At 67.5% G+C, this 26,590-nt stretch carries 26 protein-coding genes and 1 pseudogene; 15 read left to right on the top strand and 12 right to left on the bottom strand.

Annotated elements, in window-relative coordinates:
• The first annotated feature begins 115 nt into the window (after nt 1-115).
• The 5 genes and pseudogenes from BJ970_RS12525 to BJ970_RS12545 all read left to right on the top strand — a co-directional run bounded on the left by BJ970_RS12525 (nt 116) and on the right by BJ970_RS12545 (nt 3,301).
• Nucleotides 116-328 carry a hypothetical protein gene (locus BJ970_RS12525; protein WP_184726421.1) on the top strand — a complete coding sequence of 71 codons (213 nt, stop codon included), beginning with the start codon at nt 116-118 and terminating at the stop codon, nt 326-328.
• A gap of 174 nt (nt 329-502) precedes the next feature.
• Nucleotides 503-1,216: pseudogene (locus BJ970_RS12530) on the top strand (exodeoxyribonuclease III); the annotation flags it as partial.
• A gap of 96 nt (nt 1,217-1,312) precedes the next feature.
• Nucleotides 1,313-2,062, top strand: coding sequence for a DUF6879 family protein (locus tag BJ970_RS12535; RefSeq protein ID WP_246470828.1), 750 nt, complete (start codon nt 1,313-1,315; stop codon nt 2,060-2,062).
• Nucleotides 2,049-2,903: a helix-turn-helix domain-containing protein gene (locus BJ970_RS12540; protein ID WP_184726422.1), complete on the top strand. Its 855-nt coding sequence runs from the start codon at nt 2,049-2,051 to the stop codon at nt 2,901-2,903. The genes BJ970_RS12535 and BJ970_RS12540 overlap by 14 nt, the downstream gene beginning before the upstream one ends.
• Nucleotides 2,904-3,025: 122 nt before the next feature.
• Entirely contained in the window at nt 3,026-3,301 is a 276-nt protein-coding gene (locus BJ970_RS12545; RefSeq protein WP_184726423.1) for a hypothetical protein, read from the top strand.
• 372 nt (nt 3,302-3,673) lie between these two features.
• Here BJ970_RS12545 and BJ970_RS12550 read toward each other — a convergent pair whose 3' ends face one another.
• The 3 genes from BJ970_RS12550 to BJ970_RS12560 all read right to left on the bottom strand — a co-directional run bounded on the left by BJ970_RS12550 (nt 3,674) and on the right by BJ970_RS12560 (nt 7,363).
• Nucleotides 3,674-4,249: a dihydrofolate reductase family protein gene (locus tag BJ970_RS12550; protein ID WP_184726424.1), complete on the bottom strand. Its 576-nt coding sequence runs from the start codon at nt 4,247-4,249 to the stop codon at nt 3,674-3,676.
• 220 nt (nt 4,250-4,469) lie between these two features.
• Nucleotides 4,470-5,705: an NAD(P)/FAD-dependent oxidoreductase gene (locus BJ970_RS12555; protein WP_184726425.1), complete on the bottom strand. Its 1,236-nt coding sequence runs from the start codon at nt 5,703-5,705 to the stop codon at nt 4,470-4,472.
• A gap of 164 nt (nt 5,706-5,869) precedes the next feature.
• Entirely contained in the window at nt 5,870-7,363 is a 1,494-nt protein-coding gene (locus BJ970_RS12560; RefSeq protein ID WP_312864225.1) for a S8 family peptidase, read from the bottom strand.
• A gap of 230 nt (nt 7,364-7,593) precedes the next feature.
• Between BJ970_RS12560 and BJ970_RS12565 the strand changes: the two genes are divergently transcribed.
• From BJ970_RS12565 to yhjD, 4 genes are all read left to right on the top strand, one after another.
• The gene (locus BJ970_RS12565) at nt 7,594-10,122 is read left to right on the top strand and encodes a bifunctional FO biosynthesis protein CofGH (RefSeq protein ID WP_221467834.1); all 2,529 of its coding nucleotides are present in this window, start codon (nt 7,594-7,596) and stop codon (nt 10,120-10,122) included.
• Nucleotides 10,123-10,402: 280 nt separating this feature from the next.
• A complete protein-coding gene (locus tag BJ970_RS12570) occupies nt 10,403-10,624 on the top strand; it encodes a hypothetical protein (RefSeq protein ID WP_184729402.1) in 222 nt (73 codons plus the stop codon).
• Nucleotides 10,625-10,687: 63 nt separating this feature from the next.
• A complete protein-coding gene (gene trpS / locus BJ970_RS12575; protein WP_312864226.1) occupies nt 10,688-11,731 on the top strand; it encodes a tryptophan--tRNA ligase in 1,044 nt (347 codons plus the stop codon).
• 62 nt (nt 11,732-11,793) lie between these two features.
• Nucleotides 11,794-12,816, top strand: a complete 1,023-nt coding sequence (gene yhjD / locus BJ970_RS12580; RefSeq protein ID WP_184726427.1) for an inner membrane protein YhjD — start codon at nt 11,794-11,796, stop codon at nt 12,814-12,816.
• Nucleotides 12,817-13,161: 345 nt separating this feature from the next.
• Here yhjD and BJ970_RS12585 read toward each other — a convergent pair whose 3' ends face one another.
• Nucleotides 13,162-14,436 carry a D-alanyl-D-alanine carboxypeptidase family protein gene (locus BJ970_RS12585; protein ID WP_312864227.1) on the bottom strand — a complete coding sequence of 425 codons (1,275 nt, stop codon included), beginning with the start codon at nt 14,434-14,436 and terminating at the stop codon, nt 13,162-13,164.
• Between the two features lie 91 nt (nt 14,437-14,527).
• Between BJ970_RS12585 and BJ970_RS12590 the strand changes: the two genes are divergently transcribed.
• Nucleotides 14,528-14,755: an SCO4848 family membrane protein gene (locus BJ970_RS12590; protein WP_184726428.1), complete on the top strand. Its 228-nt coding sequence runs from the start codon at nt 14,528-14,530 to the stop codon at nt 14,753-14,755.
• 27 nt (nt 14,756-14,782) lie between these two features.
• Here BJ970_RS12590 and BJ970_RS12595 read toward each other — a convergent pair whose 3' ends face one another.
• From BJ970_RS12595 to sdhC, 8 genes are all read right to left on the bottom strand, one after another.
• On the bottom strand, nt 14,783-15,130 hold the full coding sequence (locus tag BJ970_RS12595) for a hypothetical protein (RefSeq protein WP_184726429.1): 348 nt from the start codon (nt 15,128-15,130) through the stop codon (nt 14,783-14,785).
• Complete coding sequence (locus BJ970_RS12600) at nt 15,127-16,245, bottom strand: KGGVGR-motif variant AAA ATPase (RefSeq protein ID WP_281399552.1); 1,119 nt, start codon at nt 16,243-16,245, stop codon at nt 15,127-15,129. The genes BJ970_RS12595 and BJ970_RS12600 overlap by 4 nt, the downstream gene beginning before the upstream one ends.
• 65 nt (nt 16,246-16,310) lie before the next feature.
• A complete protein-coding gene (locus tag BJ970_RS12605; protein WP_184726431.1) occupies nt 16,311-16,472 on the bottom strand; it encodes a hypothetical protein in 162 nt (53 codons plus the stop codon).
• Nucleotides 16,469-16,894: a hypothetical protein gene (locus BJ970_RS12610; RefSeq protein WP_184726432.1), complete on the bottom strand. Its 426-nt coding sequence runs from the start codon at nt 16,892-16,894 to the stop codon at nt 16,469-16,471. The genes BJ970_RS12605 and BJ970_RS12610 overlap by 4 nt, the downstream gene beginning before the upstream one ends.
• A 109-nt stretch (nt 16,895-17,003) precedes the next feature.
• Nucleotides 17,004-17,804: a succinate dehydrogenase iron-sulfur subunit gene (locus BJ970_RS12615; protein WP_184726433.1), complete on the bottom strand. Its 801-nt coding sequence runs from the start codon at nt 17,802-17,804 to the stop codon at nt 17,004-17,006.
• Nucleotides 17,804-19,594: a succinate dehydrogenase flavoprotein subunit gene (gene sdhA, locus BJ970_RS12620; RefSeq protein WP_184726434.1), complete on the bottom strand. Its 1,791-nt coding sequence runs from the start codon at nt 19,592-19,594 to the stop codon at nt 17,804-17,806. Before sdhA ends, BJ970_RS12615 begins: the two co-directional genes overlap by 1 nt.
• 73 nt (nt 19,595-19,667) lie before the next feature.
• Nucleotides 19,668-20,087, bottom strand: coding sequence for a succinate dehydrogenase hydrophobic membrane anchor subunit (locus BJ970_RS12625; RefSeq protein WP_184726435.1), 420 nt, complete (start codon nt 20,085-20,087; stop codon nt 19,668-19,670).
• A gap of 3 nt (nt 20,088-20,090) precedes the next feature.
• Nucleotides 20,091-20,525, bottom strand: coding sequence for a succinate dehydrogenase, cytochrome b556 subunit (sdhC, locus tag BJ970_RS12630; RefSeq protein ID WP_184726436.1), 435 nt, complete (start codon nt 20,523-20,525; stop codon nt 20,091-20,093).
• 436 nt (nt 20,526-20,961) lie between these two features.
• Between sdhC and BJ970_RS12635 the strand changes: the two genes are divergently transcribed.
• The 5 genes from BJ970_RS12635 (at nt 20,962) to BJ970_RS12655 (ending at nt 26,569) form a co-directional block, all read left to right on the top strand.
• A complete protein-coding gene (locus tag BJ970_RS12635; protein WP_184726437.1) occupies nt 20,962-22,134 on the top strand; it encodes a BMP family lipoprotein in 1,173 nt (390 codons plus the stop codon).
• A 154-nt stretch (nt 22,135-22,288) separates the two neighbouring features.
• On the top strand, nt 22,289-23,839 hold the full coding sequence (locus BJ970_RS12640; RefSeq protein ID WP_184726438.1) for an ABC transporter ATP-binding protein: 1,551 nt from the start codon (nt 22,289-22,291) through the stop codon (nt 23,837-23,839).
• Complete coding sequence (locus tag BJ970_RS12645) at nt 23,836-24,930, top strand: ABC transporter permease (RefSeq protein WP_184726439.1); 1,095 nt, start codon at nt 23,836-23,838, stop codon at nt 24,928-24,930. The genes BJ970_RS12640 and BJ970_RS12645 overlap by 4 nt, the downstream gene beginning before the upstream one ends.
• On the top strand, nt 24,927-26,189 hold the full coding sequence (locus BJ970_RS12650; protein WP_184726440.1) for an ABC transporter permease: 1,263 nt from the start codon (nt 24,927-24,929) through the stop codon (nt 26,187-26,189). The genes BJ970_RS12645 and BJ970_RS12650 overlap by 4 nt, the downstream gene beginning before the upstream one ends.
• Nucleotides 26,189-26,569: a cytidine deaminase gene (locus BJ970_RS12655; protein ID WP_184726441.1), complete on the top strand. Its 381-nt coding sequence runs from the start codon at nt 26,189-26,191 to the stop codon at nt 26,567-26,569. Before BJ970_RS12650 ends, BJ970_RS12655 begins: the two co-directional genes overlap by 1 nt.
• Nucleotides 26,570-26,590: the final 21 nt, after the last annotated feature.

The following is a 26,590-nucleotide window of genomic DNA, read 5'->3' on the forward strand; positions in this document are numbered from 1 at the left end:
GGTTCAACCTGTCGGGCGTCCGTATCGTCACCGTCACATTGCGAAGGGAGCCCTGCTCACAGGTCGGGGAGAGCGCGGCAAAGATAGTGCATGGCCTCGAAGGTGCGTGGACGGTGTGGCCGAGGAGTACAAGCTCATCAGAACCGACATGGACAGGCGAGAGGTGATCCTCATCCGCCGGAGGTACGGCAAGTTACCCGAAGTGTTCGCCGACCCATCGATGCCCATCTGGAAGGTGGACGCTCACGTGCGCGCCATCATGATCAAGGGCCTCGTCGAGGTCACCCCGAACGGCACTCCGGACTACCCAGGAAGCGACTGCGGGTAGACCACCAACACCCGCCCAGAGTTTGCACCGAACCGGCCACGATGCTCAGCCACTGAGCATCGTGGCCGGTTACGTTATGATCGTGTTTAACACTGCGAAACCCTTGCGGTACAGTGGTTTTCGCACCACGGGGGTCCAGTGAAGAAAAGGTGTCACAGTTAGGGTATTGCGGAGGCCGACGTGATCTGCCTGCAGGAGACCCGGGCCGAATCCGAGCAGCTCGCCGCCGAGGTCCGCGAGCCCACCGGTTGGCACACCGTGCTGGCGCCGAGCTCGGCGAAGGGCCGCGCCGGGGTGGCGATCTTCAGCCGCGCCGAGCCTGCGGCGGTGCGCACGGGGTTCGGCTCGGCGGAGTTCGACGAGAGCGGCCGGTACGTGGAGATCGACCTGCCGGGCCTCGTGATCGCCAGCCTTTACCTGCCCAGCGGCGACGTCGGCACGCCGCGCCAGGACGAGAAGGAACGCTTCATGAAGGAGTTCCTGGCGCACCTGGGCGACCTGCGCGAGCGCGCCGCGGCGGAGGGCCGCGAGGTGCTGGTGTGCGGCGACTGGAACATCGCGCACCAGCAGATCGACCTGAAGAACTGGAAGGCGAACCAGAAAGAAGCCGGTTTCCTGCCGGAGGAGCGAGCCTGGCTGACTCAGGTCTTCGAGAGCGGCTACGCGGACGTGGTCCGCCGCCTCCACCCCGAAGGCCCCGGGCCGTACTCCTGGTGGTCCTACCGGGGCAAGGCGTTCGACAACGACTCGGGCTGGCGGATCGATCTGGTCGTCACGACCGACGGCATCGCACAGCGCGCCGTGTCGGCCGTGGTGGAGAAGGCTCCGACGTATGACCAACGCTGGAGCGACCATTGCCCGGTCACGGTGTCCTTCGACTGGCCGTAGGCGGGACTACTGCAACCGGGGCCAAGTTATGCAACATCGTGACTAGTCGGGCGTCGCACCTTGATCCGGTCCGCGTGATCACCAACGCTGTGAAACATGAGGCTCCGCAAGGTATCTGGCTGTGACGACGATGAGTGTCCGGCGGTCTACCTCTCAGACCGGGGCACCGCGGTCATTCAGGGTGAGCGGGTCACGGAGGCGGAGGGACTGACGCTCAGGAAAGGGGAGACAGCGGTCGAGCTGCCCCCGGACATCCTGCTCGATGCAGTCGTGGCGTTGGCCGAATCCGGCAGCGCTGAGACCGTCCAGCGGCTGACGGGGGGCGCTGAAGTGCTGGTAGCAGGCGAACGACTCCGCGACCGGTTCACCGGATGCGAACGGTCGGCCTGGCGGTTCGAGTGCCAGCCGACCTACACCATTGCGCGAGAGCAAGAGAACCTGCGCCGGTTCCGAGCGGGCGAGCCGAAACCGGCGGGACGCAACGCCAGCTGGCATGCGAGGGTCCGGTCGCTGGTGTCGGCGGGCAAGATCATTGGCCGGGTCCGTACCGTCCGGCGGCCATTGAGCGAGTATCAGCGGTACCAACTCGCTTGGGGCATCCCCGGCAACATCGAAGCCGGGGAAGATATCCGGATCCTTGACCTGGCCGATCTTGACCTGGACCTGCCGTCCCATGATTTCTGGCTCTTCGATGAGTCGTTAGTGGTTGATCTCAACTTCCGGCCGGACGGCACCCTGATCGATATCGACCAGCGGGAGGACCCGGACCTGACGCAGTACCTCAAGTGGCGAGACACGGCCTTGGATAACGCCGTTCCATTGAGCGAGTGGGATGCTCGAACCTGACACCGGGCAGTGGGACAGAAGAAACCTTGCCGAGACGCTGAAGCAGCTACGCAAGGCGGCCGGGCTCTCGGGTGAGAGGCTGGCCGTTCGGGCTGCTATGTCGCAGTCGAAAATCAGCCGTATCGAGTCCGGTCGGTCGCTTCCCACGGTGGTTGATGTGGAACGGATCATCAAGGCGCTCGAAGTGTCTCCCGAAGTCCGGGAAGAAGTCCTATCGCTGGCCCGAACCGCGAACGTCGAATACATATCGTTGCGTTCGTCTGCCCGTCTGGGTATCTGGTGGAAGCAAGCCGAGATCAAGGCACTTGCCGAATCGTCATCGGCGGTCCGCCAGTTCCTTCCCGCTATCCCCTCCGGGCTTCTCCAGACGCGCGAGTACGCGCGTTCGGTGCTCACACCCGGCGTGGCGGGAAGACCCGCGAGGGATATCGACCGCGCTGTCCAGGCACGGCTGGAAAGTCAGGATGCGCTGAACGACGAATCACGCCGGTTCTACTTCCTGATGACCGAGCAAGCCGTGCGGTTGAAGCGCGCTGCCGCCACTGTCATGGTCGGCCAGCTACGGCATATGGCAACATTATCCAACCGGCCCAATGTTGAGCTTGCGATTCTTCCCCACCGTGCGTTGGTCAACTCCTCGCCGCTGAACGTGTTCGTGGTATACGACGATCGGCTGGTCAAGGTCGAACTCTTCTCCGGTTCAATCGCGTTGCGCGACTATCAGGACATCTCGTATCACCTGAACCTGTTCGAACACTTCCGCGAGAGATCGATGACCGGGGACGAGGCGAGAGATTTTCTTGTTTCGGTTGCCGACGAATTTACCCAACAACGCGCATAGCACTACACCCGCGGCATGGCACCGCCGATAATTTCCCGTGGAGCGGTCCCGAGCAACTCCTCTGGCGAATCTCCCCCCGACTGGTCGGGACTGCTTCTCGACGGGAGGCACAGAGTGGTGATGTGGCTGCGGCGCTGGAAGGAGCAGCGTCGGAAGAACCAGGAATGGGCACGGATGCGCAAGCGCCGCAAGCGGGTTCGGCTATGAGCCGGGAACCGCAGCTGATCGGAAAGCCCATGAGCTCGGCCGCCAATCTCGCGGTCCTGCTCCGGCAGGCTCAATGGGATCTCGATCAGATGGCGTTCCGGCTGCCTATGGGCGAGGTCTCCACGGACGAACGCGACAAGCTCGCCGACATGCTTACCCGACTTGCCGCGCTGCTTCGCCAGCGGGAGTAATGACATGGCCAAACTCCCTTGCATCTGGCTCTACCTTGGCGGCTGCACGTTCCGTTGGGGACGTGGAGATCTGACCATCGACGTGTTGTTGGGCGATACCGGAGCCGTGCACGAGAACGACCATCGAATAGCCGCCATTCCGGTCGATCATGAGTGGACCGATGTCCGCGATCTGGATCAGCGGGCGCGGGCGTGGCTGAAAGCCATGGCATCGAAGAGAGCATTCGCAAGCCCCAGGGGAGCGAGGGGTGCAAAGCCAGGAAATGGACCTAGCGCTTGAGGAAGCAGTGAACCGTGGTCTTGATCTCAAGTTGAGGTCCTGTTAGTGCCCCGTCCGGGAACTGCGCCATTGCCGCCCACGGCGTTCGCGGGTCAGCGCTTGGTGTAGGTCAGGTGCATGACGCCGCTACTGAAGACCTGGGTGTCGGTAAGGTCGTACTGCTCGGGCGCGAATTCGCCGCCGAAAAGCGGAATTCCGGCGCCCGCGACGATCGGGTGCAGCTTGATGATCAGCTCGTCGATCTCCGGACGCAGAACCGCGGCGAGCTTTCCGCCGCCGCAGAGCCAGATCCCCATGCCGTCTTCCCGCTTGAGCTCCCGCACCCGTTCGATCGGGTCGGTGGCGACGAATTCCACGGTAGGATCGGGACTTTCGGTGATGCTGCGGGAGAACACGACGTGCCGCAGGTGCTGGTAGGTATTGGTGATCCCCGCCCGCGCACCGATGTCCCAGCTGCCGCGGCCTTGCAGGACGGTGTCGAAGTGCTTGTTCGGCGCGCCGGAGAGGCCGATCAGCGGACGGATGTGGGTCGGCATGACCTCCGGGTACTCCGCGCGGAGGAAGGTGCCGTGATCGCCTTCGTAAAGGAAGAAGTCCGGGTTGTCGTTGGCCGGGCCGGTAATGAAGCCGTCGATGGTCGACGCGACCAGGTAAGTCAGCTTTCGCATGGGTGCCTTCCCTTGAACCGCTCTGCGCGTAGTGCTTGAGCTGAAGGTAATCGTTGTCTCTTCGGAAAAGTTCGGTGGTGCCGGACACCGCAAGGCGGACGACCCCGGTCAACGCGGCCACCAAGGCCGGTGCGGGACGGCCCGGTTCCGAGCGGTCGACGCCGAGGCGGGTGCCAAGGCTTTTGGACTGCTTCTTTGGACTGCGATCGTGGAGTGGCGATCAGCGGGCGATCAGCTCGTTGAGCGGGGTGTCCGGGTCGGTGAGCGCGCCTAGATCGACGGTGGTGCCCGAGGTGATCAAGGTCTTGATCTGGTCCGTCACGTCCCAGATGTTGACGTTCATGCCCGCCAGGACTCGGCCCTCGGCGAGCCAGAAGGCGATGAACTCGCGGGCCGCCACGTCGCCGCGGAACACCACCTGGTCATAGCCGCCCGGCTCGACATAGCCGAGGTACTCCATGCCCAGGTCGTATTGATCCGTAAAGAAATACGGCAACTCCGAGTACTTGCGGTCGCGCCCCAGCATCGACGCCGCCGCGGTGGTCGGCTGGTTGAGCGCGTTCGCCCAGTGCTCCACCCGGATCTGCTTGCCCAGCAACGGGTTGAAGGCGTTGGCCACATCACCGGCCGCGACGATGTTCGGGTCGCCGGTGCGCAGCCCCGCGTCGACCAGGATGCCGTTGTCCACCCGCAGCCCGGCCTGCCGGGCGAGCGTGACCTCCGGGTCCACGCCGACCGCGATCAGCACCGCATCGGCCGGGACCGCGGCGCCGTCCTTGAGCCGAACCCCGGTCGCCCGGCCGTCGGCGGTGGTGATCTCGCTGATCGTGGTGCCGAAGCGAAAGTCCACGTCGTGCTCCCGGTGCAGCGCCGCGAAGACCTCGGCCACCTCCGGGCCCAGGACCCGCAGCAGCGGCAGTTCGCTCGTCCCGACGACGGTCACGGCCACGCCGGCTTCGCGCGCCGCGGCGGTGACTTCGAGGCCGATCCAGCCGGTGCCGACCACCACGAGCCGTTCGATGTCGGCCAGGGTCTGCTTGATCCGATCGGAGTCTTCGACCCGGCGCAGGTACAGGACTCCTTCGGCGTCGATGCCGGGCGCCGGCAGCGATCGGGGATTGGCGCCCGTCGCGATCAGCAGCTTGTCGAAGTCAAGCCGACTGTTGTCGGAGAGCTCGACCTGCCGCAGCGCCCGGTCGATCCGCCGCACCGACACGCCGAGTTGCAAGTCCACCCGGTTGTCGGTGTACCAGGACTCGTCGTGCACGTAAGCGCTGTCGAACTCGGCATTGCCCATCAGATAGTCCTTCGACAGCGGCGGACGCTCGTACGGGCGGTGCGGCTCGTCCCCGAGCAGCGCGATGCGCCCGTCGAACCCGAGTTCGCGCAGGGCCTGCGCCCCCTTGGCACCGGCCATGCCGGCCCCGACGATCACGAAGGTCTCCGAATCAGCCACGACCCCGCCTCACTCCCGCCCGACAACCCTCCGGATCAGAGCGTCCTGCCCCCAACTCGGTCAAGCAAGCCCAGATCGTGCGAACAGGACAGACTGAGGGGTGCCATCGCCCGGTATGGCCGGACCAGACACCCCTCAGTCATCACCCACAAGTGGGGTTGTGGTTACCTCCGCACGGCGTCGAGGGCATCGATCAGGCCCGCGCCGTAGAAGCCGGCGCCGCTGTTGCCGCCCGCGCAGACCGCGTCCGGCTTGCCGTCCCCGTCCGGGTCGTAGTGCTGCGGGCAGGCCAGCGCGTCAGCCTGGCTGGTCAGCGCGCCGATCACCTGCTGGGCGTTCCAGTTCGGGTGCGCGCTGCGCAGCAACGCGACCACACCGGCCGCGTGCGGCCCGGCCATCGAGGTGCCCTGCATCCAGCCCCAGCCGCCGCCGGGAACCGAGGAGAGCACCCGGCCGTTGCGCGTCGGCGTCGGCGGGATCTGCCGAGCGTCACCCCCCGGTGCGGTGACCGTGATCGACCCCAGCCCGTAGTTGGAGTAGTACGACTTCACCGCCTGCACGCCCACCGCGGACACCGAGACCACGCCCGGCAGTTCGCCGGGCAGGACGTGGCAGTCGTGGCCGGTCTGCCGGTCCTGGACCGGGCCGCCGTTGTTCGGGCTGTAGGTGTCGTGGATCGGCTTGGACAGGTCCCAGTTGCTGTTGCCCGCCGACACCACGTTCGCGACGTCCTTGCTCTGCGCGTACGCGACGGCGCGGCGCACCGCCTCGGCACCGGCCTTCTGATCCGGGTCGCCGTCGCACCACAGAAACCAGGGGTCGACGAAGTACGAGTTGTTGGTGACGTCGAAGCCGTGTTCGGCCGCCCAGATGAAGCCGCAGACGGCGTACTCGGGGTAGATGAAGCCGCTGTCGTCGATGATCCGGACCGAGGCCAGCGTGACGTTAGGGGCAACCCCGGCGATACCGATCCCGTTTCGCGCGGCGGCGATGGTGCCGGCGACGTGCGTGCCGTGGGCCTGCGTCGCGTTCTGTGGCTGCCAAGCCTGCTGCCGGGTGTCCGGGACGCCCTGCTGCACGCAGCTCACCGACTTGGAGACGTCCAGGTTCGGCTTGAGGTCCGGATGCGTCGGGTCGATGCCGTAGTCCAGCACGCCGACCGTGATGTCCTTGCTGCCCTGGGAGATCGCGCTCGCCTGGTCGGCCTTGATCTGCGGCAGGTCCCACTGCTCGGGCTCCAGCGGCTCCTGACCGGCCTTGACCCCCAACACGGTCGCGGCGGCAGTGCCCTCCAACGGCTCCAGCCGCTGCGATTTCGCGGGCGGCAGCTGCTCGGCGAGGTTGCGGCTGGCACCGGCCTGCTCCACGGCGGGCTGGGTACGCACCGCGCGGGCGAAGCCCGGATCGGTCGAGGTCGCGACGACCACGCCGATCTGCGGCCAGCTCTGTACCACGGTGCCGCCGACGGCGCGCACGGAATTCTCGGTCTGCCGCAAGCCGTAGCCGGTGGGGCCGAGCACGACGAAGTGCGCCGATGCGGCGGCTGTGGCGGACGCGGGCTCGGCCGAAGTGACGGCGCCGGCGGGTATCAGCAGCGCCGATGTGAGCGCCGAGCCGGCGATGCACATCGCCCGGCGACTCATCCTAGTGCGTGACACGTGTCCCTCCTATGGAGACAAAGTGCTATTCACCCAGTGGTATTCGTCGGATTTTGCGCGGGAAGTGATGATCATCGGTAGGGCGAAACGGAGTAATTCACTAGCCGGTAGTGAGGCATGGCGCACGCTGATGATGGCTGGGCAGCAGGGCTTTTGCGACTTAGAGTCGGCGGGTGTCGGTTGTAGATCTGGAACTGTCCCCGCCGGAGCCCACCCCGAGCGCGTCGGCCATGCGTCGTGCTCTCCGCCGCGCCACCGATGGCGTTTCGCTGGACGCCGCCGAGGCCGCGGTCCTGCTGCACGCTCGCGGCGATGACCTGGAGAAACTGCTGGACGCCGCCGGGCGCGCGCGGGACGCGCACCTGGTCGCCGAGGGACATCCAGGCGTGGTCACCTACAGCCGCAACGTGTTCATCCCGTTGACCAGGCTGTGCCGGGATCGCTGCCACTACTGCACCTTCGCCACCGTGCCGCACCGGGTGGAATCCGCGTACCTGGAACGCGACGAGGTGCTGGAAATCGCCCGGCAGGGCGCGGCCGCGGGCTGCAAGGAGGCCCTGTTCACCCTGGGCGACCGGCCGGAAGAGCGCTGGCCCGCCGCCCGGGAGTGGCTCGAAGCGCGCGGCTATTCCTCCACAGTGGACTATGTGCGGTCCTGCGCGATCGCGGTGCTGGAGGAAACCGGCCTGCTGCCGCACCTGAACCCCGGCGTGCTGAGCTGGTCGGAGCTGACCAGGCTCAAGCCGGTCGCGGCGAGCATGGGCATGATGCTGGAGACCACCGCCGAGCGGCTGTGGCGCGAGCGGGGCGGCCCGCATTTCGGCAGCCCGGACAAGGAACCCGCCGTCCGGCTGCGGGTGCTCGCCGACGCCGGTCGCGTCGCGGTGCCGTTCACTAGCGGCATCCTCATCGGCATCGGTGAAACCCGCGCCGAACGCGCCGAGTCGCTGCTCGCGCTGCGCAGCACCGCCCGCCAGTACGGGCACATCCAGGAAATCATCGTGCAGAACTTCCGGGCCAAACCGGACACCGCGATGCGCGGCATGCCCGACGCCGACCTGCACGACCTGGCCGCCACGATCGCGGTCGCGCGCCTACTGATGCCCTCCGGGGTGAGCGTGCAGGCGCCGCCGAACCTCATCGGCGACGAGCAGTTGCTGATGCTGCGCGCCGGGATCGACGACTGGGGCGGGGTCTCCCCGGTGACCCCGGACCACGTCAACCCGGAACGCCCCTGGCCGCAGATCGACGATCTCGCCGCGCAGACCCGCGAAGGCGGCTTCGAATTGCGGGAACGCCTGACCGCCTACCCGCGCTATGTGCGCGCCGGGCTGACCGGGGACAGCACCCAGTGGCTGGACCTGCGGGTGGCCGGCCACGTCGCGGCGCTGTCCGATTCGGACGGTTTCGCGTGCCCGGACGCCGAACCGGTCGGCCGGGAGTGGCAGGAGCCGGACGGCGGCTTCGAATCCATCGGCCGCACGGACCTGCACACCAGCATCGACACGACCGGCCGCACGGAAGATCGCCGCGGCGACTTCGACACCGTCTACGGCGACTGGGACGAACTGCGCCGGCAACTGCCCGCCGACGCCGCTCCGGAGCGGTTGGACACCGACGTGCGCGAGGGGTTGCGGCTGGCCGAGTCCGACCCGGCCGCGTTGCTCGACGAGGGCCGCGCCGCTGCGGCGATGGCCTTGATGACCTGCGACGGGGCCGCGCTGGATGCGCTCGCCGGGATCGCCGACGCGCGGCGCCGGGACGTGGTCGGCGAGGACATCACCTATGTGGTCAACCGCAATATCAACTTCTCGAACATCTGCTACGTCGGTTGCCGCTTCTGCGCCTTCGCGCAGCGCGAGCGCGATGCGGACGCCTACCGGCTCTCGCCGGAGGAAGTGGCCGATCGCGCCGACGAGGCGTGGCGGGCCGGAGCCACCGAGGTTTGCATGCAGGGCGGCATCGACCCGCGGCTGCCGGTGTCCGGCTATGCCGACCTGGTTCGCGCGATCAAGCGGCGGGTGCCCGAGATGCACGTCCACGCGTTCAGCCCGATGGAGATCGTCAGCGCCGCGGCCAAGGCCGGGGTGAGCATCGCCGACTGGCTCGCGGAGCTCAAGGAGGCCGGTCTGGGCAGCATCCCCGGCACCGCCGCGGAGATCCTCGACGACGACGTGCGCTGGGTGCTGACCAAGGGCAAGCTTCCCGCCGCCGAGTGGATCGAGGTGGTCAGCACCGCGCACCGGCTCGGCATCCCGTCCTCCTCGACGATGATGTACGGCCACGTCGACACGCCGGCGCACTGGCTCGGCCACCTCCGGACCTTGGCCGGCGTTCAGGATGCTGCTGCCGAGCACGGCAACGCCGGCTTCACCGAGTTCGTCCCGTTGCCATTCGTGCATCGCAATGCGCCCATCTACCTCGCCGGGCTCGCCCGCCCGGGGCCGACGCGGCGGGACAACCGCGCGGTGCACGCGATGGCGCGAATCCTGTTGCACGGCCGGATCGACAACATCCAGTGCTCGTGGGTGAAGCTCGGCGACGACGGCAGTTCCGAGGTGCTCAACGGCGGCGCCAACGACGTCGGCGGAACGCTGATGGAGGAGACCATCAGCCGGATGGCCGGATCCGAGCACGGCTCGGCGCGGAGCGTCGAAGAGCTGCACGAACTGGCCGGTCGGGCGGGCCGTCCGCCGCGGCAGCGCACCACCACTTACGGGCGACTCGGCCGGGTACAGCTCGGGATCAGCCCGGCCTAACTCGGGCGAGTGTGGCGCAAAACACAAACTCGTTGCGGTGCCGGAACCGCCTCCCGGGCCGGTTCCGATCGCTGGCCAGCGCGGTTTTGCCCCCCGGAGACCCGCCGAGCGCCGTCGCGATTCGGAAAATATGATCATTCCGTCGTGGCCGGTTTACGCAGAGCGACCACGTCCGCAACGGGTGGTCGGTACTGTCCGCCACCGAGCTCAGGCGAGTAGGTGACCCGAAACGGGTCAACTGTCGTAGGGAGGCACGCTCGTGCGTAGCCGAATATCTCGCGTGGTCACGCGCGTCTCCGTGCTCGGCGTCGCAGCCGCCGCGGTTCTCCTGGCGATGGCCGACGGTGCCGCCGCCACCGGGGCTACCGCCTTCGCGGCCGGCCCCATGGATTCGCTGAGCACGCCGGTCGGCCTCACCGCGATCGGGCTCGGAGTCGTCGGCATGGTCGCGGGCGCGTTCCGCAAGAAGAAGATCCAGCCGGAGAACCAGCGCAAGGGCTGACCCCCGGGCAAGAACCGGAGAGGTCGCTCCCGCCTCCTTTGCGGGACTTGCGAGAATCACCACGTGAGCAGTGACAGCCCCGCACCCCAGATCAGCGACAAGCCCGCGGCGCGGCCGCGCGTGCTGTCCGGCATCCAGCCCACCGCCGACTCCTTCCACCTCGGCAACTACCTGGGCGCCTTGCGGGAATGGGTCGTGATGCAGGACGACCACGACGCCTTCTACTGCGTCGTCGACCTGCACGCCATCACCGTCGCGCAGGACCCGGAGGTGCTGCGCCAGCGCACCCGGCTCTCCGCGGCCCAGCTGCTCGCCATCGGCATCGACCCCGACCGTTCGACGTTGTTCGTGCAGAGCCACGTCCCGGAGCACGCCCAGCTCAGCTGGGTCCTGGAGTGCCTGACCGGGTTCGGTGAGGCGGGCCGGATGACCCAGTTCAAGGACAAGTCCGCCCGCCAGGATGCCGACCACGTCAGCGTCGGGTTGTTCACCTACCCCGTGCTGCAGGCCGCGGACATCCTGCTCTACCAGGCCGACGCGGTCCCGGTCGGCGAGGACCAGCGCCAGCACCTGGAGCTCACCCGCAACCTGGCGCAACGGTTCAACTCCCGCTACGGCAACACCTTCACGGTGCCCGCGGCGCACATTCCCAAGGAGACCGCCAAGATCTACGACCTGCAGGACCCAACCTCGAAGATGAGCAAGTCGGTGCCCGCCGGGGTCGTCGAGCTGCTGGAGGAACCGAAGCGCTCGGCCAAGAAGATCCGCTCCGCCGTCACCGACCTGGAGCGGGAGATCCGCTACGACGTCGACAACAAGCCGGGCATCAGCAACCTGCTGGTGATCTATTCCGCGCTGACCGGCCGCAGCATCGCCGACCTGGAGGCGGCCTACGAGGGCAAGGGGTACGGCGACCTCAAGAAGGAGCTCGGCGAGGTCGTGGTCGAGTTCGTCACCCCATTCCAGCGGCAGGTCCGCGCCTACCTCGACGATCCGGCCGAGCTGGACAAGGTCCTGCACCGGGGCGCCGAGCGGGCGCGCGAGGTTTCTGCCGAAACCCTGCGGAGTGTCTTCGATCGGGTGGGCTTCCTTCGACCGATGAGCTGAGCTGATCGACTGCGGGTAACCTGCCACCGTCCGGGTGGTGCCGTTGCGGCAGGAGGTGCACCGTGACCGGTCCGGAGCAGGACACGAAACCGAGCCGGTTGACTTTGCTGCGGCGCCGCCACGAGTGGCTGGACCGGCTCATCCGCGCCTTCGAGCGCTATCAAAGTCAGTACGGCGACTACTACGCCGCCGCGATCACGTATTTCAGCGTCCTCGCGCTGGTGCCGCTGCTGATGATCGGCTTCGCCGCCGCCGCTTTCGTGCTGCGCGGCAACCCGGACCTGCTGGAGCGGTTGCGGACCTCGATCACCTCCGCGGTGCCGAGCCCGGCGATGAGCGACATGCTCAACCGCGTCGTCGAACAGGCAATCAGCCAGGCCGGGACGGTCGGGGTGATCGGTCTGCTCGCGGCGCTGTACTCGGGACTCGGTTGGATGACGAACCTGCGGGAGGCGCTGACCGCGCAGTGGACGCAGGAGGCCGCCAAGCAGTCGATCGTGCGGCGGATGTCCTCCGACCTGCTGGCGCTGATCGGGCTCGGTGCGGCGATGGCCGTCTCGTTCGGTATCAGCGCGCTCGGCGGCGGCGTCGGGGTGCAGTTGTTCGAGCTGGTCGGGATCAAGGACGGCCCCGCCGCGGGATTCGTGTTGCGGGTGCTGTCGATCGTGCTGTCGCTGGCGGAGAGCTGGCTGGTGTTCCTGTGGGTGCTGGCACTGCTGCCGCGCAAGCGCGTCACGTTGCGCAGCGCGGTCTGGGGTGCGCTGTTCGCGGCGGTCGGGTTCGAGATCCTCAAGCAGGCCGGGGTGATCTACCTGAACATCGTCACCAACTCGCCGGCGGGAGTGGCGTTCGGTCCGATCCTCGGTCTGCTCGTGTTCGCCAACCTGGCCGCGCGGTTCATCCTGTTCGTCACGGCGTGGACGGCATCGGCCCGGGAGAACCTGGAGATCGAACCGCCGCAACCGCCGGGCCCGGCGATCATCCGCCCGGTAGTCGAGGTCCGCAACCGGGTGGGCGTGCGTGCCACTGCGGGCCTGGTGGGCCTCGGCGCGGTCGCAAGCTGGGTTTGGCGCCGCAAGCACTAAAGCGCCGCGCGGCGCTCTTCATGGGCGCAAAACCGGTCAGAACTCGCCCTGATTGCTCTGCCGGGAGACGCGTGTCACATCCGATCCGACGAGTCGCTGACCCTTCGTCATCCATCGCCCCCGACGAATTGCGCGACGCCGTCCGCGAACTTGCGACCCCGCACCACGGCCCAAGCCGATCTGTGACGTCATTTCGGACGGTCGGGGTGTGCATTTCAAAGCGCAGTCCACCGGGGGACATGCCGTTTCGCAATTAATGTTCCGGCGCACAGTCCTCATTGGTTGACTAAAGATGTCAGTCGACTAATCCGACCACGGCCGGCGGGCCGCCGGATGCGAGTCCGGTCAGGGGTGATCGTTTTCGTTTTGCTTGCGGCGCGCCGCGGCGGCTCGTCGCGCGCGGCGCTGCCGGACCGCTAGGACACCCATCAGGACAACGGCGACGACCACAAGCAGCGTCAGCGGTCCGCCGACCGTGCCGAACATCGACGAGCTTTGCCGCTGCCCGCTCTCCGGCGTGCCCTGCGCATCGGCCGCGTTGTCCGCGGCGGGGGGCCGTGGCGACGTGGTCACCAGTTCGCCGACCGGCGAACGCCCGCCGAGTACGAATCCGTAGTCGAGCAGGCGCATTGTCTGCTCGGACAGCCGGATCGGCTGGTTCTCGCCATGCATCAGCACCGCCACCAGCCGGTGCCCGTCGCGTTCGGCCGCGCCGATGAAAGTGTGCCGAGCATCGTCGGTGAACCCGGTCTTGCCGCCGATCGCGCCCGGGTAGCTGCGCAGCACCTGGTTGTCGGTCCACACCTCCAGCGGCGGGCCGCCCGGTGCGCCCGGCAGCACGGCGTTGTGCGTCCCGATGACAGCGGCGAACGCGGGCTCGCGCATCGCCGTCCGGAAGATGGTCGCCAGGTCGTAGGCTGAGGTGCTCATGCCCGCGGCATCCAAACCGGACGGTGTCGTGACCCGGGTGTCCAGCGCGCCGATCTTGTGGGCCAGCGCGTTCAGCTTGCCGAGCGTGACGTCCACCCCGCCCATCTTCATGGCGAGCGCGTGTGCGGCATCGTTGCCGGACTGCAGGATCAGGCCGGTCAGCACCTGCTGCACGGTGTAGGTGACGCCGGGACTGAGCCCGACCCGGCTGCCCTCCTGGTTGGCGTCCTCCTGGCTAACCACGATGGTGTCGTCCAGCCGCAGCTCGCGGATCGCGGTGAGCGCGGTGAGCACCTTGATCGTGGACGCCGGGCGATGCCTGGCGTGCGGGTCCTTCGCCGCCAGCACGGTGCCGCTGTCGAGGTCGGCCAGCACCCAGCTGTCGGCGGTGACCTCGGGAGGCGGCTGCGGCAGCCCCGGCGCGACGATCACGCCGCACTCGCCCATCCGGTCGCCGCCGACCGGGGTCTCCGGAACCGGCACCGGCTCGGGCATCGGGACCCCCGGGGCGGGCACCTCGGAGGTGTCCACCGGCGGCGGCGGAGCGACGTGGGGGCACGCCGGGGGTGACTGGGCCGCGGCGGGGCCGGCGGCAGCCAGCATGAGCGAGGCGGCGAAGGTGCAAAGGGCCCCGCTAAGCGTGGATTTCGTGCGGAGCAAGGCGGCCGGGCCGCGAGCACTCAGAGGCACACGCAGCAGGCTAACCAACCCGGTGCGAGACCGGGACGTCGACCGCCCCCGGAAGAGTGAGTGAAGCAGGTTACAGCGGATACTGGGGGTCGTGACAATTTCCCGCCGCGTTGCGTTGTTCCTGCTGGCCTTCGGCGTGTGGTCGTACTTGCTGTGGCCGAACTTCGTGCGCAACATCTGGAACAGCGACCGCTCCTGGGCGGGCGGCTCGCCGACGTACTACCTGATCGTGCACCTGGTGATCGCGGTCGTCTCCCTGACCCTGGGCACCATCATCGGGGTCCTCGGCTGGCGCGCCTACCGCGCCACCCGCCGCTGACCCCGGGGATTGCATCGTCGAAGCCGGCTAAGACGACCGCATGCGCGGGACTCCGCCCTTGCGGCCCAGGCCGAATGCGACCCGGTAGATGTCGGGCATGTCGAGCTTGGTGTGCGACTCGATCCTGGTGAGAACTGGAAGTCGATACTCATCAGCCGCAACGGCACGAAGCGCCGGGTCCTGTAGGGCCTGGAACCACACCGTCTTTCCGACGCCGCGGCCGCCTTTCACGACCGTGACATCCGGGTCCAGGGCCAAGCGGTGGCCACGCGGAGTGAACAGCGAATGCGGATGCGGTTTGGTCGTGTCGGCGTCCGCCGTGCGCAGCGCTGATTGGAATAGAGCCCGGTACGCCCGTGCATTCAACGACGTCACGTGCTCTCCTCGACGATTAGCTCGGTTGCGGTGGTCACGAATTGATCGTAAGCCTCGCGGATAAGGTGTGACGAGTACCAGTCCGGTGCGGCCAGGTGGTTCAGACCGACCAAGCCGGCGTGGAACAGGATCGGCAACGGTGCGTGTGGTGCCTGTTCGTCTTCCGGGCCGAAGTTGAACGCATCCACGTCGGTCGGCGACATCTCGTCGTAGAGCGTATCCGCAAAGCACTGCTGAGCATTGTCGCGGAAGCCGCTCAGGTATCGCTCAGCGGCACTATCCGGCACCATTGCGGCGACCATGCGCAGCCGCTGGCGAAGATTGTTCAGGCGGTCATTAGTGAGTTGCCGCCATTGTTCGAAGAGTGCGCGGTACCCGGTCCAGGTGTGTGGGTTGTCGGTGGCGAATAGAAAACTGAAGCCGCTGAGCCTGGTGATCGCTATCGCCGCGATGTCATGGATACCGGCCCGGCTGTCGAGCAGCGTCACGTCAGGTTTTCTGCTGCGCTCCGCAACCTGCCGCTCGGCTTCGGCAAGAGCTTCTTCAAGACGGTCTGCGAGCGTTTTCGGACCGTCAGGTCCACCTGGTATTTCGGTGTAGACGCGGTTCAGCTTGGCAAGGTAGTCCCGTTTGGCCGGAGACCATTCATCAGTGGCGTGCGGCCGAATTGGTGCGCCGTCAGCAGGCAGCAACCAAACCTCGCCGTTGCCCGGAGATTTGATCACCTCGCTTCGGCTGACCAGTTCCAGACCGGCTTGGTTGCCGACCGCCGATTCGACGAGGTAGTCGACCAAGCCGTGTTTCGGGAGCGCGATCGTGTTCTGGAGCAACTCCCCGATTCCCGGGGACTCCAGGTCGAGATCCGCTACCAGCACACACAGCCCGAGGTCGGCCAGGTGCTTGGCGAGCATGAGCGTCGCCGTCGACCGTCCGACGCCGCCCTTGAACCCGTACAGCGTGACCCGGTGTTCAGGCGGATTGAGGCGGGCGCGAACCCAGTCGGCCCCGACAACGGTTCGCTCCAACACTGCGAATCGGCCACGGTTTTCCGCTGCTCTTGATTCGTGTCGAACGAGCAGATCGGGTGAGTTCAGGAAGGTGCTGGCCGTGAACATCTCACTAGCCCGGTGGACCGGTGTCGCGGCGCTGAACGGTCCCACCGCCTTGGCGAACTCGGTTGTCAATCCTTTTCTGGTATTGCTGCGTCCCGCGTGTCGTCGACAACCAGCGAGAGGCGGCCAACCAGATCGCGCACCAGGATCACGTCGATGCCGGTGCGGCTGGCGTGGTCCGCGACCTCGTAGGCGTTCTCCCACGCCTTGTCAAAGCGGATCGGGCTCATGGCAGTGCTCCGGTGATCTGTGCGTCTTCGTGCAACGAGAGTATTCGTTGTGCTGCTGCCAGGTGGGCATCGGTGCGTTCGGCATCGATGTGGCAGCCATCTGAGTAACGTTCGCCGACTTCCCAGCGTTGGAAGGGATTCGTTCCAGTGAGAAAGTGGTGGAAGGTGCTGCCGGTGAGGCTCCTGAAGACAGGAGCCATCGCCATTTCCTCCCACCGCCTGGGTAAATGTTTCCGGAAGCTGCTGCCCTCGATCCGAACACCCAGATAGTTTTCGAGGATTGCCTTCAACCCGCCCTCGGCGGCGAAGCCTGCGAGGTGATCGGCATTCGCGAGCCGATCGCGATCACGCAGGACCTGTGCGTCGTGGAAGTGCCGCCGCGCGGCTTCGGCGAAGCTTTCCGCTGTCGCTGGGGAGGGCATGATCAGCAGAATACTGACACGGAGTTACAGGAGACGACCGTCCGTGGATAATGCCGAACGCGAAACGGCGCCCGCCTCGGACGGGGCGGGCGCCGTTTCGCGGTGTTGTTCAGCGGCGGCGGAACATGAGGGCTCGCTTGACCTCTTGGATCGCCTTCGTCACCTGGATGCCACGCGGGCAGGCGTCCGTGCAGTTGAAGGTCGTGCGGCAGCGCCACACACCGTCGACGTCGTTGAGGATGTCCAGCCGCTCCTCGGCACCCTCGTCCCGGCTGTCGAAGATGAACCGGTGCGCGTTCACGATCGCCGCCGGGCCGAAGTAGTTGCCGTCCGACCAGTACACCGGGCACGACGTGGTGCACGCCGCGCACAGGATGCACTTGGTGGTGTCGTCGAACCGGGCCCGCTCGGCGACCGACTGGATGCGCTCCCGGGTCGGGTCGTTGCCCGTGGTCATCAGGTACGGCTTGACCGCCCGGTACGCCTCGAAGAACGGCTCCATGTCGACCACCAGGTCCTTCTCGACCGGCAGGCCCTTGATCGGCTCGATGGTCAGCGTGGTGTCGCCGCCCTTGGCCAGCAGGTCCTTCATCAGCACCTTGCAGGCCAGTCGGTTGACCCCGTTGATCCGCATCGCGTCGGAACCGCACACGCCGTGCGCGCAGGACCGGCGGAACGTCAGCGTTCCGTCGACGTACCACTTGATGTAGTGCAGCAGGTTCAGCACGCGGTCCGAGGGCAGCGCGGGGATCCGGTAGGACTCCCAGTGCAGGTCCTCGTCGACCTCCGGGTTGTACCGCAGGATCTTGACGGTGACCATCGTGGCGCCGTCCGGGATCGGCGGGGCATCGGCGGGAAGATCGGACGCCGGGAGGTTGGTCGTGTCGTTGTTCGTGGTGGCGGCGGTCATCAGTACTTACGCTCCATCGGCTGGTACCGGGTGACGACGACGGGCTTGTAGTCCAGGCGGATGTCGGCCTGGAAACCGGTCAACCCGAGCGGCGCGTTCGGGTCCTCGCGGTCGGGCAACACCTTGTACTGCATGCTGTGCCGCATGAAGTTGACATCGTCCCGGGCGGTGTAATCCTCGCGGGCGTGTCCGCCGCGGGACTCCTTGCGGGCCAGCGCGGCGTTGACCAGCGCCTCGGCCAGGTCGAGCAGGAAGCCCAGCTCGATGGCCTCCAGCAGGTCGGAGTTGTACCGCTTGCCCTTGTCGTGCACGGAAATCCGGCCGTAGCGCTCCTTGAGCGCCTGCACGTCCGACAGCGCCGTCTTGAGGGTCTCCTCGGTGCGGTACACCGAGGCGTTGGCGTCCATCGTCTGCTGCAACTCGGTGCGGATCGTGGCGACCCGCTCGCCGCCGTGCGCGGTGCGCAGGTGGTCGACCATGCCCTGCACGAGCTTGGCCGGGTTCTCCGGCAGCTCCGTGTGATCGTGGCCCAGCGCGTACTCGGCCGCGGCGATGCCCGATCGGCGGCCGAACACGTTGATGTCCAGCAGCGAGTTGGTGCCCAGCCGGTTCGAGCCGTGCACCGAGACACAGGCGCACTCCCCGGCGGCGTAGAGGCCGGGGATGGTGGTCTCGTTGTCCCGCAGCACCTCGCCGACGATGTTGGTGGGGATGCCGCCCATCGCGTAGTGCGCGGTCGGGTAGACCGGCACCGGCTCCTTGGTGGGCTCCACGCCCAGGTAGGTGCGGGAGAACTCCATGATGTCCGGGAGCTTCGCCTCCAGCAGGTCCTCGCCGAGGTGCGTCACGTCGAGCAGCACGTAGTCCTTGTTCGGGCCCGCGCCGCGGCCTTCCAGCACCTCCAGGGCCATCGACCGGGCGACGATGTCGCGCGGCGCCAAGTCCTTGATCGTCGGGGCGTAGCGCTCCATGAAGCGCTCGCCGTCGGCGTTGCGCAGGATCCCGCCCTCACCGCGGACGCCCTCGGTGATCAGGATGCCCAGCCCGGCCAGGCCGGTCGGGTGGAACTGGTAGAACTCCATGTCCTCCAGCGGCAGGCCCTTGCGGTAGATGATGCCCATCCCGTCGCCGGTCAGGGTGTGCGCGTTCGAGGTGGTCTTGAAGACCTTGCCGAAGCCGCCGGTGGCGAAGATGACCGACTTGGCCTGGAAGACGTGAATTTCGCCGGTGGCCAGCTCGTAGGCGATCGCGCCGGAGCAGACCTGGCGGCCGTCCGGGCCGTCGCTGAGCATGATGTCCAGCACGTAGAACTCGTTGTAGAACTCCACGCCGTGCTTGACGCAGTTCTGGTAGAGCGTTTGCAGGATCATGTGGCCGGTGCGGTCCGCGGCGTAACAGGCGCGCCGCACCGGGGCCTTGCCGTGGTCGCGGGTGTGGCCCCCGAACCGGCGCTGGTCGATCTTGCCTTCCGGGGTCCGGTTGAACGGCAGCCCCATTTTCTCCAGGTCGAGGACCGCGTCGATGGCTTCCTTCGCCATGATCTCGGCGGCGTCCTGATCGACCAGGTAGTCACCGCCCTTGATGGTGTCGAAGGTGTGCCATTCCCAGTTGTCCTCTTCGACGTTGGCCAACGCCGCGCACATGCCGCCCTGGGCGGCGCCGGTGTGCGAACGGGTGGGGTAGAGCTTGGTCAGCACGGCGGTGCGGGCACGCTGCCCGGATTCGATCGCGGCGCGCATCCCGGCGCCCCCTGCGCCGACGATGACCACGTCGTACTTGTGGAATTGCATGGTCGCCTCCTCGGGCTGTGGCGGGACCCGCGGTCGGGGCGTCGATCTCGCCACGCTGTGGTCGTCTGTGGCGCTAGCCGATGTTCGGGTCGAAGGTGAAGATCACGAAGGTGCCCAGACCCACGGTCAGCACGACCGAGACGTACAGCAGCATCTTCAGCCAGAAGCGTGTGCCGTCTTTTCGGGAGTAGTCGTTGATGACGGTACGGAGTCCGTTACCGCCGTGCAGGCCCGCCAGCCAGAGCATGGTGAGGTCCCAGAACTGCCAGAACGGGGACGCCCAGCGGCCCGCGACGAACGCGAAGTTGATCTTGTGCACGCCGCCGTCCAGGAACAGCATGATCAGCAGGTGACCCAGCACCAAGAACAGCAGGACAACCCCGGACAGGCGCATGAACAACCAGCTGTAGAGCTCGAAGTTGTTGCGGCGCGCAGCGGGCCGGGAGGGGCTGCGCGGCTTCTCCACGGAATGCGGTGCGTTGGTGACGGTCATGGCTCAACCCCCGAAAACTTCCGTGATCGCGCGGCCGATCAGGCTGATCGCGGCCGGGATGATCAACACCAGCCAGAGCGCCACTACGGTCCACAACATCGGTTTCTGGTACTTCGTGCCCTTGGACCAGAAGTCGACCAGCATGACCCGGATGCCGTTGAACGCGTGGAACAGCACGGCCGCCAGTAGTCCCAGCTCGAACAGGATCATCACCGGGTGCTTGTAGGTTTCGATGACCGTGTCGTAGGCATTCGGGGAGACCCGGACCAGAGCGGTGTCCAGGACGTGTACGAACAAGAAGAAGAAGGTGAGTACGCCCGTGATTCGGTGGGCGACCCACGACCACATGCCCAGATCGCCGCGGTAGAGACGTCCCTTGGCGCGCGGTGCGGTGGCGCGCTGCGGTGCCTCGGCCGCGGAGGCGGTGGTGCTGGCCATGGTGGAAGGCCTCCAACCTCGCTGGTGGACTGACGGCCCCGTCCGGGAACTGGGGCGACCGGCCCCGAGTCGCAGTTGGTCCCAATTCGCATTGGGTGCACGCCCGTCACCGGCCACGAACTGGGGCCTTGACGCATCGGATGCTAGACCCGACTAATCGCGCGGGCCTACTCGCATGCGCTCTCTGTGATCGACCAGACAAGTGCTTTGACCCGGTTGATCGATGTAGAAATCATTTCGTGACACGCGAGCAATGCCCAAGCAGCGCGTCAAGACTTAATTTCGAGAGCCACGTCACCGAATGGCGTGCGCCGTGCACTAGAAGAACAATTCACCGGAGGCAACCTCTTCGGGTGGGAAGTTCATCCGGCTACCGCGACCCCCACCCGGGGTCGCGGCCGGGGTCGCGGCGGGACTGACAGGAAAGGGGAACGGCATGCGGCGAACGCCGACATGGGGAAGGCGCTCGGGTGCCGGACGATCGCGCCGCAATGGCGCAGCAGTGGTCGCAGCGTTGCTTACCGGCGCCGTGGCGCTGGCGGGGTGCGCGAAGGACAGCGGGGGCGGGGGGACCACGAACGCCCAGGGCCAGGGCTGCCGACTGAGCGCGCCGCCGGCCGGGGCCACGCCGACCACTTCGGCCGCGCAACAGCAACAGCCCGCGCCGAACGCCGCCACGATGCGGGTGGGGCTGGCCTTCGACATCGGTGGGCGCGGGGATGCCTCGTTCAACGACGCCTCGGCCGCAGGGTTGGAGCGGGCCAAATCACAGATGGGCGTCACCGATGTCAAGACGCTCGACGCCGGGGCCGGTGAGCCGGAGGACGCCAAGCAGACCCGGTTGCGGCAGCTGGCGCGCGAGGGCTACAACCCGGTGATCGCGGTCGGCTACGCCTACGCCGACGCGCTCAAGCTGGTCGCCCCGGAGTTCCCGGGCACCAAGTTCGCGATCATCGACGAGGATGTGCCGGGGATCCCGAACGTCACCTCGCTGGTGTTCGCCGAGGAGCAGGGCTCGTTCCTGGTCGGTGTGATCGCCGCGCACCGGTCGAAGAATTGCCACATCGGCTTCGTCGGCGGGGTGGAGACCCCGTTGATCAAGAAGTTCGAGGCCGGGTACGTGGCGGGCGCCAAGGCGGCCGCGCCGGACATCAAGATCGAGCACAAGTACCTGACGCCGGCCGGTGACTTCAGCGGTTTCCAGGACCCCAACAAGGGCGCGGAGGTCGCGACCGGCCAGCTGGAGGCCGGGGCCGATGTGATTTATCACGCAGCGGGCGCGTCCGGCAAGGGCGTTTTCTCGTCGGTCCAGTCGGCGCACGGGCAGGCAATCGGGGTGGACTCCGACCAGTACAACCAGCCGACCGTCGCCCAGTACAAGGACGTGATCATCACCTCCATGCTCAAGCGGGTGGACCTCGCGGTGTACGACTACGTCGCGGCGGTCGCGCGCAACGACCTGAGCACGGTGCCGAAGAAGTTCGACCTGAGCATCGACGGCGTGGGGTACTCCACCTCGGGCGGGGTGATCAACGACCTGGTGCCCACGGTGGACGCCTACAAGGCGGCCATCGCCCGCGGCGAGATCAAGGTCTCTGACAAACCGTGACCTCGAAGGGGCTCCCTCGGCCAGCGGTCGAGGGTGCCCCTTTGCACCCGATCTGGTTGCAGGTTCGCGCCAAGATCCTTACGTTTGGCCCGAAGTCGTTCATTGCCGAGGGTCCATCTGGTTCGCTGCCGCTGTCGACGTCCCACGGAGCCCCATGAACACCTCCACCGAGCCGGATTCCGGCGGCCCACCCGGCACAACCGGGCCCCCGGCCGTCCAGCTGACCGGCATCATCAAGACCTTCCCCGGCGTGGTCGCCAACTCCGATGTGAACCTCACGGTGCGCGTCGGCGAGGTGCACGCGCTCTGCGGTGAGAACGGTGCCGGCAAGTCCACCCTGATGAAGATTCTCTATGGAATGCAGGCCCCGGACGCCGGCACGATTCGGGTGTACGGCGAGGAAGTCCGGTTCCGGACCCCGGCCGAGGCGATCCGGGTCGGCATCGGCATGGTGCACCAGCACTTCATGCTCGCCGACAACCTCACCGTGCTGGAGAACATCGTGCTCGGCGCGGAAGCCGAGTACGGCATCGGCGCGAAGGCCCGGCGGCGGGTCCTCGAACTCGCCGAGCAGGCCGGTTTCGAGCTGCGCCCGGACGTGCTGGTCGAGCGGCTCGGCGTGGCCGACCGGCAGCGGGTGGAGATCCTCAAGGTCCTGTACCGGGGCGCGCGGATCATCATCCTCGACGAGCCCACCGCGGTGCTGGTCCCGCAGGAGGTGGACGAGTTGTTCGCCACCCTGCGCACCATGCGCGAACGGGGCTTCACGTTCTTGTTCATCTCGCACAAGCTCGACGAGATGCGGGCGATCGCCGACACCATCACGGTCCTGCGGCGCGGCACCACGGTCGGCACCGTGCCGGCCGCGGAGATCAGCAGCCGTCGGCTCGCCGAGATGATGGTCGGCAGCGAGCTGCCGGTGCCCGAACACGGCGCGTCCACTGTGACCGATCGCGAGGTGCTGGTGGTCACCGGACTGTCCGCATTGGACGGAGACCGGGCCGTGCTCGCGGACATCGACCTGACCGTGCGCGCCGGCGAAGTCGTTGGCATCGCCGGGGTGGAAGGCAACGGCCAGACCGAACTGGTCGAGGCGATCATGGGCATGCGACCGGTCGCCGCCGGCCGGGTCGAGCTCGAAGAGCGAGACCTGACCGTACTGTCCACATTGGCGCGCCGGGAGGCGGGCATCGGCTACGTGCCGGAGGATCGCCACCGGCAGGGCCTGCTGCTGCACGAATCGTTGTGGATCAACCGAATTCTCGGTCACCAGACCCGCCCGCCGGTGGCCCGCGGACGGTGGCTGGACCGCGCGGGCGCGAAGGCCGACACGCAGCGGATCATCGAGCAGTTCGACGTCCGCACCCCGGGCATCGACGTGGACGCCGCCGCGCTGTCCGGCGGCAACCAGCAGAAGCTCATCGTCGGCCGGGAGTTGTCCGGCGATCCGGCGTTGCTCATCGCCGCCCACCCGACGCGCGGCGTGGACATCGGGGCGCAGGCGGGCATCTGGGACCACCTGCGCGCCGCCCGCGCGGCGGGCCTAGCGGTCCTGTTGATCTCGGCCGATCTCGACGAGCTGATCGGCCTGTCGGACACCATCAGGGTGATGTTCGGGGGGCGGTTGGTCGCGACGGCCGATCCGCGCTCGGTGACGCCCGAGGAACTCGGTGCGGCGATGACCGGTGCACGGGAGGCGGGATGAACACCTGGCGGGCACGGCTGCTACCGCCGGCGCTGGCGATCGTCTTCTCGGCGGTGCTGTGCAGCGTGGTGTTGCTGATCTCGGGCGCGGATCCGATCGCGACGCTGGCGGAGATGATCGCGCAGGTCGGCCGCGGCACGACCGCTGTGGATGTCATCAACACCGCCGGTGCGTACTACCTGGTGGCGGTCGCGGCGGCGATCGGCTTTCAGATGAACCTGTTGAACATCGGCATCGAAGGCCAATACAAGCTGGCCGCGTGCGTGGCGGCGATCGTCGGTGGTGCGATCAGCCTGCCGTTCGGGCTGCAGGTCGTGGTGATCGTGGCCGTGGGCGCGGCCGTCGGCGCGGCGTGGTGCGGCATCGCGGCGCTGCTCAAGGTCTACCGCGGGGTGTCCGAGGTGATCTCCACGATCATGCTCAACATGCTGGCCATCGGGGTGATCGCCTACCTCGTGCCGACCTTCGGCGAACTGCGCGGCAACACCCAGGGCACGGTGCTCATCCCGGAGAGCGGGCAGGTGCCGGGCATCTCACTGGGCAGCGCGGGCACCATGTTCGGCCTGGTGCTGCTCGCGGTCGTTGTCGGCGTTGGCTACGCGGTGCTGATCGACCGGACCCGGTACGGCTTCGACCTGCGCGCCTCCGGCCTGTCGCCGACCGCGGCCACGGCCGGCGGGGTCAACTCCAAGCGCATGATCATGTCCGCGATGCTGCTCTCTGGGGCCATCGCGGGATTGGCGGGCCTGCCGGAGATCCTTGGCCGGGACCACACCTTCACGCTCAACTTCCCGACCGGTTACGGCTTCGCCGGGCTGGCCATCGCCCTGCTGGGCCGCAACCACCCGATCGGCGTCGCTTTCGGCGCGCTGCTGTGGTCCTTCCTGGACAAGAGTTCCCTGACGCTGGACAACATCGGGGTGCCCAAGGAGATCGTGACGATCTTGCAGGGCGCCATCGTGCTTTCGGTCGTCGTCGCATACGAGTTGGTGCGCCGCCGCGAACTCGCCGCCGAGCAGCGGCGGGTCGGGCGCGCACTGGGCACCGCGGCCGCCCCGGTCGCCGCCGGATCCGGAGGTGAGCGGGCATGACCGCGGTCGCGACCGAACCGGCGTCGGACCGGAAATCGGGCCGTGCCGACCGCCGGATGCCCGGCTGGGCGCGTGCTCTGCTGTGGGTGGCGGTCGCCTTCGTGGCGGTGTCGATCACCTCGTACCAGACAGGTCTGCCGCAGCTGACGTCGTCGAGCACCATGCAGGCCGCGGTGCGGCTGGGTATCCCGATCCTGCTGGCCGCGCTCGGCGGGCTGTGGGCCGAGCGCGCCGGGGTCATCAACATCGGCCTGGAAGGCATGATGATCCTGGGCACCTGGGGCGGCGCCTGGGCGGGCTACCAGTGGGGTCCGCTGGCCGGGCTGGTCGCCGCCGTGGTGTTCGGCGCGCTTGGCGGGCTGGTGCACGCGGTGGCGACGGTGACCTTCGGGATCAACCACATCGTGTCCGGCGTGGCGATCAACCTGCTCGGCGCGGGCACCGCGAAGTACCTCTCGACGCTGCTATTCGCGCCGGTCTCGCAGAACCCGCGGGAGTCGCCGCCGGTACCCAAGTTCGACACCTACTCGGCGCAACCGCTGGGCACCTGGCTGGAGCAGCTGGAGAACCTGCAGCGGGTCGGGATCTCCGACGTCGCGGGCATCGTCGGCGGCCTGGTCACCGGGGTGTCGCCGCTGACCATGCTGGCGTACCTGCTGGTGCCGGTGAGCTACCTGGTGCTGTGGCGCTCGCCCTTCGGGCTGCGGCTGCGGTCCTGCGGCGAGAACCCGGTCGCGGCGGAGTCGCTAGGCGTGAACGTCTACCGCTACAAGTACTTCGCGGTGATCATCTCCGGGGCGTTGGCCGGACTCGGTGGCGCGGCGCTGATCCTCAACCCCGGGCAGGCGGGCTACCTGGAGGGCCAGACCAACAACCGGGGTTACATCGGTCTGGCGGCGATGATCTTCGGCAACTGGCGGCCCGGTGGGCTGCTCGGCGGCGCGGCGCTGTTCGGCTACTCCGACGGCCTGCAGCTGCGCAGCGGCGAGACCACCGTGCACGCATTGCTTTACGCGGCGACATTGGTGCTGCTCGCGGTCGTGGTCCTGCAGCTCTGGCGGCGTAATTGGTTCGCCGCCGGCGTCGCGCTTCTTTTCGCCGCGGTGATGTATTCGGTGTACTGGTTCACCGACGAGCTCCCGGACGAGATCACGGCCTACACGCCGCACCTGGTGACGCTGGTCGTTCTCGCGGCGGCTTCGCAGCGACTACGACCGCCTGCGGCCAACGGCCTCCAATACCGCAGGGGCGCCGACTAGTGCCGACCACAGTGGACTGGGAGGCCCTGCGCGCCGCGGCGGTGGACGCCGCGGCGCTGGCGTACTGCCCGTACTCGAAGTTGCAAGTGGGTGCGGCGGCGCTGTGCGACGACGGTCGCGTGGTCGTCGGCTGCAACGTGGAGAACGGCTCCTTCGGGCTCAGCCTGTGCGCGGAATGCACGATGGCGGGCCAACTGCGGTTGACCGGTGGCGGCCGGTTCGTCGCGGTGGCTTGCCGCAGCGGGACGGGCGATCTGCTGATGCCGTGCGGTCGCTGCCGCCAACTGCTCTGGGAGCTGGGCGGCCCGGACTGCCTGGTCGACACCTCGCGAGGGGTGCTGTCGATGCGCGAAGTCCTACCCGAAGCCTTCGAATTCTGATCCACTGCTCTCCGGGACTTC

The organism is Saccharopolyspora phatthalungensis (assembly GCF_014203395.1).
GTDB lineage: Bacteria > Actinomycetota > Actinomycetes > Mycobacteriales > Pseudonocardiaceae > Saccharopolyspora > Saccharopolyspora phatthalungensis.

Coding starts and splice junctions, on each gene's coding strand:
- BJ970_RS12635 (WP_184726437.1), top strand. CDS start 20,962: ATGCGGCGAACGCCGACATGGGGAAGGCGCTCGGGTGCCGGACGATCG.
- sdhC (WP_184726436.1), bottom strand. CDS start 20,525: ATGGCCAGCACCACCGCCTCCGCGGCCGAGGCACCGCAGCGCGCCACC.
- BJ970_RS12535 (WP_246470828.1), top strand. CDS start 1,313: ATGAGGCTCCGCAAGGTATCTGGCTGTGACGACGATGAGTGTCCGGCG.
- BJ970_RS12565 (WP_221467834.1), top strand. CDS start 7,594: ATGCGTCGTGCTCTCCGCCGCGCCACCGATGGCGTTTCGCTGGACGCC.
- BJ970_RS12650 (WP_184726440.1), top strand. CDS start 24,927: ATGACCGCGGTCGCGACCGAACCGGCGTCGGACCGGAAATCGGGCCGT.
- BJ970_RS12550 (WP_184726424.1), bottom strand. CDS start 4,249: ATGCGAAAGCTGACTTACCTGGTCGCGTCGACCATCGACGGCTTCATT.
- BJ970_RS12605 (WP_184726431.1), bottom strand. CDS start 16,472: ATGAGCCCGATCCGCTTTGACAAGGCGTGGGAGAACGCCTACGAGGTC.
- BJ970_RS12625 (WP_184726435.1), bottom strand. CDS start 20,087: ATGACCGTCACCAACGCACCGCATTCCGTGGAGAAGCCGCGCAGCCCC.
- BJ970_RS12615 (WP_184726433.1), bottom strand. CDS start 17,804: ATGACCGCCGCCACCACGAACAACGACACGACCAACCTCCCGGCGTCC.
- BJ970_RS12600 (WP_281399552.1), bottom strand. CDS start 16,245: ATGTTCACGGCCAGCACCTTCCTGAACTCACCCGATCTGCTCGTTCGA.
- BJ970_RS12540 (WP_184726422.1), top strand. CDS start 2,049: ATGCTCGAACCTGACACCGGGCAGTGGGACAGAAGAAACCTTGCCGAG.
- BJ970_RS12610 (WP_184726432.1), bottom strand. CDS start 16,894: ATGCCCTCCCCAGCGACAGCGGAAAGCTTCGCCGAAGCCGCGCGGCGG.
- BJ970_RS12640 (WP_184726438.1), top strand. CDS start 22,289: ATGAACACCTCCACCGAGCCGGATTCCGGCGGCCCACCCGGCACAACC.
- sdhA (WP_184726434.1), bottom strand. CDS start 19,594: ATGCAATTCCACAAGTACGACGTGGTCATCGTCGGCGCAGGGGGCGCC.
- BJ970_RS12645 (WP_184726439.1), top strand. CDS start 23,836: ATGAACACCTGGCGGGCACGGCTGCTACCGCCGGCGCTGGCGATCGTC.